The following is a 12683-nucleotide window of genomic DNA, read 5'->3' as shown; positions in this document are numbered from 1 at the left end:
ATGTCAAAGCGCGTAGAAGATCAAAAATTCGGTGGTGTATGGACTGCCGAAAAGCTTGAAGCGCTCGAAAGATACCTGAAGAGCTACAGCACGGCCCTGAAAAAAATTGACTTCACAAAAGTCTATATTGACGCATTTGCCGGAAATGGTGAATGCATCATCAAATCAGGCGATTGTACGGTCCCAACGGAAGGCTCTGTCAAAAGATCCCTCAACGTCGATCCTCCCTTCGACAAGTATTACTTCATCGACCTCAAGCCAGAGAATCATGTCGGCTTGAGAACGCTGTGTGCACAGTATCCAGCACTGACCACCGAGCTTCGACAGGGGGACGCCAATGATGAACTCACCGACATCATTACCTCTATCAACTGGCAACGTACACGAGGAGTGCTCTTTCTAGATCCATTTGGAATGACCCTGAAATGGGACACGCTGTTTGACATCGCGTTCACACAGGCCATTGACGTTTGGTATCTCTTCCCGCTCAGCGGAATGAGTCGGCAGGCCGCCAACAACTTTGACAGCGTTGATGCGTCCAAAAAGAAAAGTCTCACCACCCTGCTCGGCTCAACCGACTGGGAGGAATATTTCTACAAAGATGATCCTGGCATGGCTTTGTTTGACGAGACCAACAAGAAGGTGCGGGTCACAGACCAGAGCCAAATGCTTGGCTACGTGAAGAAACGATTGGAGAGCATTTTCCCAAGTGTTCTGGAGCCTGCCATTCTTAGAACCGAGGGGAATGCCCCGCTTTATGCCCTGTTCTTCGCCTGCGCCAACCCCAACAAACGGGCTCAAGAGATTGCAGGCAGCATAGCCAGCCACCTTATAAAAAAGCTCAATGGCGGCAATTACGGATCAGTTGAAAAGCAGAAGCTGGCTGAACTCAAAAAAGACAACACGATTCAGCCCGATCTATTTGGTTAAAGGACTGCCTCCGCTGGCATAGCATCCCAGGTCTTCCCATGAAGCTCCCGGCCATTAAGATGCTTTGCCCGCTTCTTGCCATCCACACCCCAGCCGCCCCACTGCTTGAAGAAAAAGGCGGCTCCCGACTCCTCGCATTGCTCACGGATGTTATCCACCCATTCAATTTGCATCGGCCTGGCGCGACTCCCGGACTCCCCTCCCACGATCACCCAATGAATCCCTTCAAGGTCAACCTGACCAATATCTTCCAGTAGCGGCTCAACCGACAGGAAGCGAATACTGGCATCGACCCGTTGCAGATGCTTGATGCGGGGAACGCCATATTTCACGTCTTCAACGGACACGCCGATCCACGCATTTACAGGGACTGTCCTCCCAAAGAAAAACGACTCAAGACGATCCGCCCGCTTCGTGAGAATTTGAAAGGTGTGCTGAGGTGCTCTGCGAATGACATCAAAAACCTGCTCGATGTACGCAAACGGAACATCCTCATGAAACAGGTCTGACATGGAGTTGACGAAGTAGGTAGTTGGCTTTTTTCGTTGCAGCGGCTCATCAAGCCGATCCGGCATCAATTTCAGCTTGAAGCCATCCTCATAACCTGGCGCACGCATGGCTTGCAGGCGATGCGCCATTGTCTCTGCATAGCAGTGCTTGCAGCCGGGCGAGACTTTCGTGCAGCCCACCACAGGATTCCAGGTGCGCTCAGTCCATTCGATTTTGCTGTTAGTTCCCATGTCTCCCCCTCGACCCCAAAAAGCGCGGAGCATTTCATCATATTCAAGACACAACCGGCAACTTTTGCCAAGCAGGTTGTTGCCCGTCGGCAAATGCTTGCTGGCCCTTTTGAATATTGTAAACTAATTTCAAAATAAGGGGGAACTTTGATATGCCTAGTGGAGGAAAGCGCCCTGGGGCCGGTAGGCCGCCGGGTGAGGAGACCAAGCTCATGCGTGTGCCTGTACGCGCCATTCCAGACATTCGCGATTATTTACAAAAGCGCAAGCAGAAGCCCCAGCTCCGAATTGCTCCCTTGGAGAGCATCCGGATACTGGGGGATTATGCCCGCGTGGATGCTGCTAACAGCATGACCATCCCGTTGGTAGGCTCTCGTGTGGCTGCCGGATACCCCAGCCCTGCGGATGACTACATTGAAGAGTATCTCGACCTTAACCACCTGCTAGTCAGCGAGAAGGAAGCTGCCTTCATCGTGCGCGTTAAGAAGGAAAGCGAGAGCATGATTGAGGCCGGTATCTACCCGGATGACCTGCTGATCGTGGATCGCGCACTCACGCCAAAGGATGGCGACATCGTGATTGCGATCCTTGACGGTGACCTGACGGTGAAGGAGTTACGCATCCGCGACGGCCTGGTAGCGCTGGTGCCCCGCAACCGGACCATGAAACCGATCCCGCTGCGTGAAGGCCAGGAGTTGCTGGTGTGGGGAGTCGTCACCAGTTGCATTCATCAATTCCGGCGTTGAGGGCCAGCTCTCCGACGTGTTCCCAATACTTTCTTTTTTGATCCGTCACGTCACAAATGGTCGCGTTGCTCATCGCAAGTTGTGCTTGATCACTTGTTAACCGCTCAAATATGCGCCTAGAATTATCGTTACGATAATTACCCCTGCCCCCGACATGTCAAACACCCCAAAACCCGGCCGCCCCGTAGGCACCGGCCACTACGGCGAGAACACCAAAGTCATGCGTATCCCCGAAAGCGCCGTCACCGATGTGCGCGAGTTCCTGGCCCGTCGCGCCCAACCAACACTCGCGCCAGAGCATGCCCTGCCGCCGGGTGCCGATATCTGGAAGGCTCACCCCCACCCGTCCGTCGTCAAACGACCGCTGGCCTCGCACAAAGTTCAGGCAGGCTTCCCGTCCCCCGCCGACGACTACATTGAGAAGTTCCTCGACCTGAATGAGTTTCTGGTAGACGACGCCAACAGCACATTCTTTTACAAGGTCGGCGGCTTCAGCATGAAGGATGTCGGCATCTTCCCCGGCGATACGTTGGTGGTCAGCCGCTTAGTCACCCCCATGGATGACGATATCGTGATTGCCATTCTTGACGGGGAATTGACCGTCAAACGACTGAGGCTCAACAAGCTCGGCGTTGCCTACGCCCTGGTGGCCGAAAACAAGGAGTTCAAGCCGATTGTGATCCGGGAAGGCCAGGAGCTGCTGATCTGGGGCGTGGTCCTGCATGCCATTCATTCCTTCCGGAAGTTGAACTCATGACCACCCCGCTGGTCGCACTGGTCGACTGCAACAACTTCTACGCCAGTTGCGAGCGCGTGTTTGAACCCTGGCTGGAAGGACGCCCCATCATCGTCCTTTCCAACAATGACGGCTGCGTGGTGGCCCGCAGCAACGAATCCAAGGCCATTGGCATCCCGATGGGTGCCCCGGTGCATGAATGCAAGGATCTGATCCGTCAGTATGGCGTGGTGGTCCGTAGTTCCAACTATGCCCTGTACGGTGATATGAGCCGCCGGGTGATGAACATCCTGTCCGAGTATTCGCCCAATCAAGAGGTGTACAGCATCGACGAGTGTTTCCTCGATTTCACAGGGATGCCTAAGCCGCTGGAACTCGCGGCAAAGTTGCGTGGGGATGTTCGCAAACGCACCGGCATCCCGGTAGCGGTGGGCATCGGTCGCACCAAAACGCTGGCGAAGCTGGGCAACTACTGCGCCAAACGGATTGAGCCCTACAAGGCTTCCGGTGTCTTCTCCTGGGAAGAGTTGGAGGCGATGGACTACATGCACCTGCTATGCGGCATCGACGTGGGTGAGGTCTGGGGTATTGGTCGGCGCATTGCCGCCAAGTTGGAAAGTCTGGGCATTCACAAGGTCTCGCAACTGGTGACGGCTGACCCGAAGCTGATCCGCAAGCACTTCAGTGTCGTGGTCGAACGTACCGTCAATGAACTGAATGGAACGCCCTGCCTGTCCTTGGAGGAAATGGCTCCGGACAAGAAGCAGATCATCGCCAGTCGCAGCTTTGGCAACCTCATCACCGACTTGGAAGATCTGGAGGCGTCTGTGGCCAGTCATGTCAGCCGGGGCGTGGAAAAGCTGCGACGCCAGCACAGCACCGCCTCCCTGCTGACGGTTTTCATTCAGACCAATCGTTTCCGTTTGCAGGACCCGCAGTATCACCCCAGCCTGCCGGTTGCCTTGGTTCAACCCAGCGCGGATGTCGGGGTATTCCAGACAGCCGCGAACCAAGCCTTGCGCCGTATATATCGGGCGGGCTATCGCTACAAGAAGGCGGGAATCATGCTGCAAGGGATTCAGTCGGATCAGGTCTGGCAGACCGACCTGTTTGCACCAGAGCCGGACCCGGTGAGGGAGGCGCTGATGCAGACGCTGGATCGGGTAAATCGGAAGTATGGACGGGGAACGGTGAAAGCGGCTACCGAATTGCTGGGTAGCCGCTGGCAGATGAAGCAGGAATTGCGGTCACCGCGATATACGACGTGTTGGGAGGAGTTGCCGGTTGTCAGGTAAGCCTTGCACTTCCGAATTAAGTTATACGTGAATTAACCACCTCTAATGAGTGGAGCCTCTTCACTGACCGCCTCCCATTTGACGATCAAAAGACTGCCTGATCAGGCCTATTACATACGGCAATTCATCCATTGAAGACAGGCCTACTTCGACATCACCATTTCCCCATCGCCCCAGATTAGTGACATCCAGACAAAGCCTCTTCGGATCGTCAATCTCATCAAATGGCATGTTCAACGACAATCGTAATCGCTTTGCTTGCGGCACAACATCTACAAAGTTCGTTTCAGCTTTATATGCCACATAGAGCTTCAAGAACTCTTCATTTACACACGGATCAAGCGCTAACAGCTCCTTTCGCAGAGCCTCAAACAAATCATGGATTGGACCTGCTAACAAGTATGGGTGGTCTGCCTGACTGTAATGTTGACCTGGTTTGGCTGCAGCAGGACGATAAGCATCTAGCACATCAGCTGCTAGACTTGGCGCTTTCCAGACTTTGATTGCCTCTTGGGCCAACCGATCAGCACGTAACTGGATAGCATATTCGTCCCAGATTTGCACACTCCCCAGCCCCAGATTGAGTTTGAGAGGACTGTGAGCAAAGCCGACTGGATTGCCTTCCTTATCACACACCTGATCACGCTTATATACAAAAGGATGATCGCTGTACTCGCTGTTGTATCCGGTCAAAGTCAGATTGCCTAAAGTATGCAGCCAAGTTTGCTGAATTCGTTGCCACTCGGAACCCAGATCATCCTGCCATTCCTTGGACAAAAGCTCATTCTGCGGAAGTATGTGCTCAATGGTGTAATCTTCAACAAGCACACGTTCTTTACGCCCATGATTCTCCAAACGCCGTAACCAGTAGCTGCGGATGCGAAAGTTGTAGAGGTCTCGCAGTTTGATTTCACGAATAAACTCTTCATCACTGGGGAAGCGCCGATATGAAGGCAGCAGCAGAAATGCCGCATGCACGCTCTCGACATACCGATCTTTCTTAAGCGAGCCTCCCATTCCCGCAAAAATTTTGTTCAGCGAGTTTGTTGGAATCCCGCATACGGCCCGACGGAACACAAAGCTTTCAACTAAACGGACAATCAGCAGAGTCTCTTCCGCACTCAAGCGACCTTGGCTATAGTCATGGTAAACCCCCAGCAGGAACGGATAAGCCACATCAACTCTCAACTCCCGCAAGTCATGGAAAGCAAGCTTGAGCGCAGCATCCTTTTCCGACCCCAAGGCCATGGCGCAGTAGTAAATCGCAAAGGCATGGATATCAGCAACCAGCTCCTTCGTGTCCCCTTTCTGATTGCGCGCAAAGCTCTTGAATGCGACATAGACCTGGCCAACGTTGGGGATCTCTCCTGTCTTTGCCGTCAAGTAGTGACGCATGAAGGCATCAAAATGCACAACATACGCTGCTTGGCCAAATGCCTTTTCCATCGGGCGCCAGTAGTTTTTATAAAGCTCCGTTTGCAACTTTGGCTCCAACCCCATCAGAATAAAGTTGCGAATCAGGTCTGCCTGGCTAAGCTCCAGACCAGTAGAGTTCATACTCTCGAAGATTAATTGTGGATTATCTTGGGACCGATCCAGAGACACGTCGACAATCATCAGCTTAGCCAAGCCTTGGCAAATAGACTCCAACTCGTCTTTATGTTGGTCAATCAGCTCCTGGAACAACTTGTAGTTCTCAGTGATCCGAGTGCTGACTTCATTCGGCTTAGGGGTATTCTGCAAGATAGACAAAAGTGTCTCTTTATCTGTCTCAGACAGCAGCAACTTGTAGTGGCGCTCACCCTCTTCGTCGGGGTTCAGTAAATAGTAATTGCGCAGCTTCTTGGCCGAGAACGTCTCTAAAAGCTCCCCTACATTTTGCGCTTCGAAATGCTTGGCAAGCGCCGCAATCAACAATGTGCTTGTGGTCAGTCGTTGCTGCCCATCAATTACCAGCAGAGCCTCTTGATGGACCACATTGCTCAATCCGCGCTCTACATAGACAATTGCACCAATGAAGTGGGCATTGACCTTGTCATCTCGTCCCGCACGTAGCAAGTCTGCCCAGAGCTGTCGGCATTGGAGCTCCGTCCATGAATAGTTCCGCTGGTAGATTGGAATTACGAACTGTGGTGACTTCTTCAAAAATTTGAGCAGATTGGCTTCTGTGGCTTTCACTCAACTTCTCCTTGCCTTTTTGTTTGTCCACCAAGTATTAGTTGGTGACGCACGTTATAAAGTGCCCAGCCCTGCGCGTTGTATATTGCCCAAGCTTGGAAGCCACCTGCCAGCAGGTGGCGGGGTTTACGGTAACCGATTCAATCGGTTTTGGGGAACTACATAATGGCTCTTCCTGTTTTTTTCACTCCCGCTCCCTGATCCGCTGTTTGTGGCTCGCCGTGCTCTGGCGGAACCCCAGGATTCGTTGCTGGTCTCGATGATATGGCAGTGATGCGTCAGCCGGTCCAGCAAGGTTGTCGTCAGCCTGGCATCGCCAAAGACGTTCGGCCATTCGGCAAAGGTCGGGTTGGTGATGATGATAACGCTGGTGCGTCATACAATTTCGACAGCAGGTGGCCTTTCAAGCCACGCCACCGCGATCCCAGCCTGACGATCCCGCTGATCCAGCCTTGCGATGACGTAGTGTCTTCCAAGGCATTGCCAACGACACCCTGCACCGGATTTACCGGAAAGGGTATCGCTACAAGAAGGCGGGGATCATGTTGTCCGGCATCCAGAGCAACACCGTGCGCCAGGCCGACCTGTTCGCTCCCCCGCCCGACCCGGCCCGCGAGGCCCTGATGCAAACGTGGGACCGGATCAATCGGCAATACGGACGCGGCACCGTCAAGGTGGCGACGGAGTTGATGGGTACGAAGTAGCGGATGAGGCAAGAGTTACGATCGCCGCGTTATACGACGTGCTGGAAGGAGTTATTGCTGGTCAACTGAAAAGCTTAGAGTAAGCTCCAGTCTGTTCAAAGTTCTCCCCTATCCCATAGTGACTTGAAGTTTAACTGCGCGGGGATTTCCACCGGTCTTGAAGTAGCCTTCCCCGCGCCCCCTTAAAGCGAGCAGATCCTCATAGGGTACTTGAACCGTTGCGGCATTTCGCTTGGCTTCACGGGCATCCATGGGCTTCATAACCAGCAAAGAAGCCACGTTTGACAGTACATCTTGGCCGAAGTGGTCAACCATCTGCGAGGCAAGGATCAGTCCTATACCGAACTTTCGACCCTCGGTTATCAAGACGTTCAAGATCCTGTCCCTACTATCGGGATCTCCCTTCCCACAGGTCAGAATTTTTGCTTCATCGATCAAGATCATTAGCCTATAACGCTCCTTGTCACTAGCAGGATTCACCGGTATTGGACCAAGACCACGCAGCTTTGCGAACACAAGTCGAAGCAATGTTTCAGCAACAAGGAAACGAATGGATTCATCGACATGACTAAGATCAATTCTTGTGCAAGCGTTTTGAAGCCTGTTCAGGTCAAGACCAACGAATCGATTAAACACCGGATGGCCGAATACAGAAGTCACAGCGTTGTAGCAGCCTCGGATTGATGCTGCTGAAAAGCAATCGAAGCCATCCTCCCCCCATTTGCGAAGAACATCCAATACATCAACAAGCCTTGGAGCCTGATTTGACCAAGTCCAGGGAAAGGCCTCTTCAATTCCTGCATTTCGAAATGCTTGGCCAATGGCGAATGTAATGATCGCGAGTTGATTTTGACTTAAGTGTGGACATGCTCTTTTCAGCATTGCAGTGACTCCTAGCCACTGATCACGAAGGCCAATCAAGCGATGATTCAGCGAGGGGAGTTCTAACGGGTTGACGCCAATGCAGCTGTCGAACCCCGAGGACAGTAAGAAAGAGGTCTGCCCCGGGAATACGATATCGCCATGAAAGTCGATGATGAGCAATGGAATCGGGTGATGGATAACCGCGCGCCCTACCTTCTTCAATGTCTCCGTCTTCCCAGACCCAGAAGCCCCAAGGACCAACAAGGAGCCATTGGAGCATGCTGACGGCTCCCACGAGCATGGCTCAGTCAACTCTTCCTCATCCTCTGTATCGCGACGATAGCCCATATCGATGCACATCGGAAAACGGGGATTAATACGCTCAAAATAGTATTGATTCCCGGGAAATATATCCAAGGCAGCAAGCGCCATCCTTGAAGTACAGACCTTCATTTGTTCCATTAAGTGCTTCATTTCAGGAGCCCTCTTTCTGCAATTCTTGAAGATATCCATTCCTCAATCTCTTGATCCACCCAGCCCACGGCCCGCTCTCCCAGTGGAACCGGCTTTGGAAATGTACCCTGGGCAATGAACTTGTAAATCGAAGACCGGCCCAGACCGGTCGCTTCCATGACTGCTGTCAGTCGGAGAATTTTCATTTCGAGTACCTCGTTGATTTCACTCATCAGATGAGTGAGAGGCGTTTTTATTTACAGCTGGAGGCTGATCACGTCCCTGTGCCTCTCAAGCCTAGCTCTGACTGCACCCGAAGTTACGGTGCCGGTCACCGTATTGCTTGCTATGCACCTTCGCGAAATAGCTCAACCAGTTGAAAAGATTGCTGTACCTATCAGCGAAGTCAGATGTGCTTACGCTGACTGAGTACGGCAAATCAACGAACTGGACCAAGCCAATTGACTGAAATATGCTGATCCCGAGAGCACTGGCCCATGCTTTGCGCATCCTGTCCGCCATGTTCTTGCTACCATCTACAACCTCACCACGGTCTGTGTATTCCTCTGGTAACCTGAAACGCCCCCAATCCTTAAAACGGTCTCGATTCAGCAGGATAGCGACGTGGTAATGCCAATTAGCGGAGGTATTCTGTTCCCTGACCCAAATGTACCTAAGCGTGCAGGAATGCACAGACCCCTTCTCGCGGTATTTGCGAGCAGAATCAGCATTGATCTGTTCCTTGAGAGAACTGAGGAAGCGGGTGATAGCTCCACTGTCTGGCGTGTACCCCTTAGCCGGGAACTTTAGATCGACCCGGAAGACGCAGGTCCTGCTGTGCTCCCCAAGCGCATTTCTCAACACATCCTTGATTCGAAAAAGGTAATCTTCAATCAGCATGCCCTTCTGGCATTGAACCGGCAGGCCTTCCCAGAAAGGTACTTGTAGCATGGTCAGATTTGGGTTGATCGGGTGACGTATGTTCATGATGGTCTCTCGTGTGTGGTGGTTCTACACACGATGACCAGGCACGTATTTAATTACTGCCCTGCTCATTGAGGAGTGGATCTATCTCTCCAATCAACGCCCAGCATGCTTGGGGCATGCTGGGTTGTGTAATGTACCAATGCTATGATTATCCTGTAGTAAGCCATTGATGTTGTTAGATAATTCCTACTCTATAAGTATACTAATATTTACCGAGGGTCTGACGGCTTGTGAACTCCCAGTGTCATCCCACTTTTCTCGTGGAGACGCCAAAATTCCCCCCTGTGTTGGACCCAACTTTTCCTAGCCTCCTCCCGCAAAGATTGCAATTTTGCGCCGTAGACCAAACTTCAGGAGCTCTGAAGTTAAAATTCACCCATGCCGCGTAAAACATCGAGGTCGTAACCAGCGCTCCTAAAGATCTCTCGACACTTATCCGGGCTCAATTCGTATGAGTACTTCTCAAACCCAAGCGGTACTTGATTGCGGTTGACACATTGGACACCAGAAAACCGAGAGCCGGTGCCCCCTCGAATAGCAATTGTTAGCTCCTGAAAGTGGCCTGTGATAGGTTGCCTCGTCGGGAGAATTGCATAGGAACAAGACGAGAGCTCGGAGTCCGGCTCTCCACTTGCTACTATTGACTTTTCGATGATCGATTTGACCATGATGGCCTGTTGGTATGCGATGCAATAGACGAAGAGCGCCAATGCACTCCCTCGGATGACCTCTGGATCGTCATTGAGACGGGGATGTGGAAGGAGCGCTGACTCAAGATCCTCAAGCACGGAGTCAATAATTACGAGCCTCTCGACGAAAATCTGACTCCAGCTGGAGCTCAATATTTTCGATGCATAGCTATCGACCAGAAACTGTAGATACTTCGAGAAACCAAGAATAGGCCTGTCAGTAAAGAACTCCCAAAGCCTGAACGGAAGAAAAGTCTTGGCCCACAATAAAACAACTTCAGTACATCCCCCTGAAAAGAGGTCTGCTCCGCTAATATAAAAAGGGGTACTGGTCGAATAATACAACCCCTTTGATTCTAGAAATACCCTTACGGTCTGTAGAAGATCTGACGAACAACCTGACCAATCAATCTCGGCAACGAACTCCGCAGCTTCTCTTCCCAACTCCCAATTTTTCAAAAGACTCGCCAATGAACTGGGACGACTCTCCGCCAACCTTCTATCGAATATAATTTTTCCTCGGGAGGCTTCGGACTCAAGATAAACACTGAATCCCCAGTAGTGATAATTATAGGCGTTTGGTGAGTCCGACTTGATACAAATAAGGGAATAGCCATTACCCGTGCCTTGTAGGTCAACTGTACCAACATTCATGAAGAATGCGCCGGTTGCACGACCATACAAAACTCTACCAGTCAAACCAGAAACCCGATCAATCAAATAGCCCAGGCCAGATATGACTTCAAGTTGTGACTCAAGCCTGTCACTTGATATCCCTACGAGTCGCGACAGCCTCTGAAGGCTGAGCCCTCTAACGACACCACAGGCATCAGCACATAGATAAAGCACTGACAGCAAAATCCTCGTCGCAACGGTGAAGGTGTGCTTACGTGAAGCGGCACCATCAAGTTTTCTAGTCTTGCGGACATTTCTCGACCTGAAGCTATCGTCACCAACTGACCAGAACAACAACTTATCAAGCAACGCTAGATGGCTTACTTCTCCGACGGAGGCAGACGGAGTTCGACTCGACACGTTGTCGTCGTTCTCTTGCCGAATTCTTTCCTGAAGGACCATGAAGGCTTGCCTTGGCCGTCCTCTTTTCAGCCTCTCCGGATTCGAGTCCAGCATGGGCAGTAGACGCAAGTATCCAAGGGTGGCAAGTTGGGTTCTAGCCTTGCAAATTGCCACATCAGTAAGGCCTAGCAGCTTGGCTAATTCCTTAACTGTCGCGCTAACGACAGCATCCCCAAAGAGCCAAATCACACGGATCAGGAAGTACTTCGCCTCTGGACTCAATTGCCGATCATCGACTGCCAAGACAGCGAAACAAAGCTCCCTTTTTTCCGCCTGCTCTATCACGCTCATGTCACTTTACCTTCCCCTTGCATTGAAGCCGAAGCATGTCTGTACTTGCTGCATTCCAGTCCGACTTATTCAATGATACAACCTATCCAAGCTATGCATAAGCTAGTATTTAATCTTTGTTTTTACCCCCTGTATATTTCAATTACCTGTTCTTGTATGCATACTAATATTGCAACTAATTGCGCTACTAAGTAGCATGTTCGTGACGTGCTCCACCCCCAAGAGCATGCAACGACATTTGGTGACTACCATGCCAAGGCAGACCGAACAGAGGAAATGGACAGGATGGATCGACAGGAAGAATCCCAAGCAATTGGAGTGGGCTGTTAACTACCTTGCAAATCACTTCATAGGTGATCCCAGAATTCGCGATTTTGGAGCCTACCTTGACGATGCAGAAAAGAGTTTCACTAGCCAAGCAGCCGAAAACTTGGACAAGGCGCTCATTGTTTATAAACGAATGCGAGCCGCGTGGAATTCCAAGAAAATCCGAGGCAAGACCTCGGACCGTAAAGGCTACAGCTATGTCATGAGCACTGGCGTGGCCAAAAAAATGCGGGAACTCGCCGGCAATAAATCTGTCAGTGAGACGTTGGAAGATATAATTGAGCACGCATACCAACTACACGTGGCCGATCAACGAGTAATTAAAATTAACCTGCATCACGAAAAGGAGAGGAAGGACAGGCAGCAACGGCAAATAGATGACCTTCAATTTCGATTGAACAGCGCCAACTATGAAGTTGAGCTAGAAAAAAAGAAAATTAAATTAATAAAAGCGACTCTTTGTAACTTATGGCTTGAGTTATCAATAAAGGACATAACGCTAAAACGCTTTGGACATAACGATATGGAGCTAACCAAAGAAGAAAAAGCATCAGCATTAAAAGATCAAAAAATATACTTAGAATTCTTCGAGAGAAAATTAAAAGCTGACATTGAAAGAGAGTATGCCAACCTCGGAACGCAGAAGTTATCTTCAAATTAACAGGT

General features: G+C 51.1%; 11 protein-coding genes and 2 pseudogenes. 6 read left to right on the top strand and 7 right to left on the bottom strand.

Annotation, left to right across the window (positions count from 1 at the left end):
• Positions 1 to 930, top strand: coding sequence for a three-Cys-motif partner protein TcmP (gene tcmP, locus Q7T36_RS07560; RefSeq protein ID WP_304846002.1), 930 nt, complete (start codon positions 1 to 3; stop codon positions 928 to 930).
• On the opposite strand, the gene Q7T36_RS07555 is transcribed toward tcmP, so the two are convergent.
• Positions 927 to 1670, bottom strand: coding sequence for a DUF5131 family protein (locus Q7T36_RS07555; protein WP_304845999.1), 744 nt, complete (start codon positions 1668 to 1670; stop codon positions 927 to 929). The two genes, tcmP and Q7T36_RS07555, sit on opposite strands and share 4 nt — an antisense overlap.
• 212 nt (positions 1671 to 1882) lie before the next feature.
• Between Q7T36_RS07555 and Q7T36_RS07550 the strand changes: the two genes are divergently transcribed.
• From Q7T36_RS07550 to Q7T36_RS07540, 3 genes are all read left to right on the top strand, one after another.
• Positions 1883 to 2416 carry a LexA family transcriptional regulator gene (locus Q7T36_RS07550; protein WP_304845996.1) on the top strand — a complete coding sequence of 178 codons (534 nt, stop codon included), beginning with the start codon at positions 1883 to 1885 and terminating at the stop codon, positions 2414 to 2416.
• A gap of 154 nt (positions 2417 to 2570) precedes the next feature.
• A complete protein-coding gene (locus Q7T36_RS07545; RefSeq protein ID WP_304845993.1) occupies positions 2571 to 3173 on the top strand; it encodes a LexA family transcriptional regulator in 603 nt (200 codons plus the stop codon).
• Complete coding sequence (locus Q7T36_RS07540) at positions 3170 to 4447, top strand: Y-family DNA polymerase (RefSeq protein ID WP_304845990.1); 1278 nt, start codon at positions 3170 to 3172, stop codon at positions 4445 to 4447. Before Q7T36_RS07545 ends, Q7T36_RS07540 begins: the two co-directional genes overlap by 4 nt.
• Before the next feature lie 60 nt (positions 4448 to 4507).
• On the opposite strand, the gene Q7T36_RS07535 is transcribed toward Q7T36_RS07540, so the two are convergent.
• A complete protein-coding gene (locus tag Q7T36_RS07535) occupies positions 4508 to 6625 on the bottom strand; it encodes a DUF262 domain-containing protein (protein WP_304845987.1) in 2118 nt (705 codons plus the stop codon).
• Positions 6626 to 6809: 184 nt separating this feature from the next.
• Positions 6810 to 7023, bottom strand: a pseudogene (locus tag Q7T36_RS07530) (ATP-binding protein); the annotation flags it as partial.
• A gap of 144 nt (positions 7024 to 7167) precedes the next feature.
• On the opposite strand from Q7T36_RS07530, the pseudogene Q7T36_RS17990 reads away from it, so the two are divergent.
• Positions 7168 to 7398: pseudogene (locus tag Q7T36_RS17990) on the top strand (DUF4113 domain-containing protein).
• 39 nt (positions 7399 to 7437) lie between these two features.
• Here Q7T36_RS17990 and Q7T36_RS07520 read toward each other — a convergent pair.
• The 4 genes from Q7T36_RS07520 to Q7T36_RS07505 form a co-directional block, all read right to left on the bottom strand.
• Complete coding sequence (locus Q7T36_RS07520) at positions 7438 to 8706, bottom strand: ATP-binding protein (RefSeq protein WP_304845984.1); 1269 nt, start codon at positions 8704 to 8706, stop codon at positions 7438 to 7440.
• Positions 8664 to 8825: an AlpA family transcriptional regulator gene (locus Q7T36_RS07515; protein WP_304846592.1), complete on the bottom strand. Its 162-nt coding sequence runs from the start codon at positions 8823 to 8825 to the stop codon at positions 8664 to 8666. The genes Q7T36_RS07520 and Q7T36_RS07515 overlap by 43 nt, the downstream gene beginning before the upstream one ends.
• 118 nt (positions 8826 to 8943) lie before the next feature.
• On the bottom strand, positions 8944 to 9633 hold the full coding sequence (locus Q7T36_RS07510) for an inovirus Gp2 family protein (RefSeq protein ID WP_304845981.1): 690 nt from the start codon (positions 9631 to 9633) through the stop codon (positions 8944 to 8946).
• Between the two features lie 365 nt (positions 9634 to 9998).
• On the bottom strand, positions 9999 to 11690 hold the full coding sequence (locus tag Q7T36_RS07505; RefSeq protein WP_304845979.1) for a hypothetical protein: 1692 nt from the start codon (positions 11688 to 11690) through the stop codon (positions 9999 to 10001).
• Between the two features lie 250 nt (positions 11691 to 11940).
• Here Q7T36_RS07505 and Q7T36_RS07500 point away from each other — a divergent pair, with 250 nt between their 5' ends.
• Positions 11941 to 12678: a hypothetical protein gene (locus Q7T36_RS07500; protein ID WP_304845976.1), complete on the top strand. Its 738-nt coding sequence runs from the start codon at positions 11941 to 11943 to the stop codon at positions 12676 to 12678.
• Positions 12679 to 12683: the final 5 nt, after the last annotated feature.

It is taken from the genome of Fluviicoccus sp. (genome assembly GCF_030646115.1).
GTDB lineage: Bacteria > Pseudomonadota > Gammaproteobacteria > Pseudomonadales > Moraxellaceae > Fluviicoccus.
This window is presented reverse-complemented; position numbering and strand designations above follow the sequence as displayed.

What these genes read in the sequence shown, in the direction of transcription:
- tcmP (WP_304846002.1), top strand. Translation starts at nt 1, where the DNA reads ATGTCAAAGCGCGTAGAAGATCAAAAATTCGGTGGTGTATGGACTGCC.
- Q7T36_RS07555 (WP_304845999.1), bottom strand. Translation starts at nt 1,670, where the DNA reads ATGGGAACTAACAGCAAAATCGAATGGACTGAGCGCACCTGGAATCCT.
- Q7T36_RS07550 (WP_304845996.1), top strand. Translation starts at nt 1,883, where the DNA reads ATGCGTGTGCCTGTACGCGCCATTCCAGACATTCGCGATTATTTACAA.
- Q7T36_RS07545 (WP_304845993.1), top strand. Translation starts at nt 2,571, where the DNA reads ATGTCAAACACCCCAAAACCCGGCCGCCCCGTAGGCACCGGCCACTAC.
- Q7T36_RS07540 (WP_304845990.1), top strand. Translation starts at nt 3,170, where the DNA reads ATGACCACCCCGCTGGTCGCACTGGTCGACTGCAACAACTTCTACGCC.
- Q7T36_RS07520 (WP_304845984.1), bottom strand. Translation starts at nt 8,706, where the DNA reads ATGGATATCTTCAAGAATTGCAGAAAGAGGGCTCCTGAAATGAAGCAC.
- Q7T36_RS07515 (WP_304846592.1), bottom strand. Translation starts at nt 8,825, where the DNA reads ATGGAAGCGACCGGTCTGGGCCGGTCTTCGATTTACAAGTTCATTGCC.
- Q7T36_RS07510 (WP_304845981.1), bottom strand. Translation starts at nt 9,633, where the DNA reads ATGAACATACGTCACCCGATCAACCCAAATCTGACCATGCTACAAGTA.
- Q7T36_RS07505 (WP_304845979.1), bottom strand. Translation starts at nt 11,690, where the DNA reads ATGAGCGTGATAGAGCAGGCGGAAAAAAGGGAGCTTTGTTTCGCTGTC.
- Q7T36_RS07500 (WP_304845976.1), top strand. Translation starts at nt 11,941, where the DNA reads ATGCCAAGGCAGACCGAACAGAGGAAATGGACAGGATGGATCGACAGG.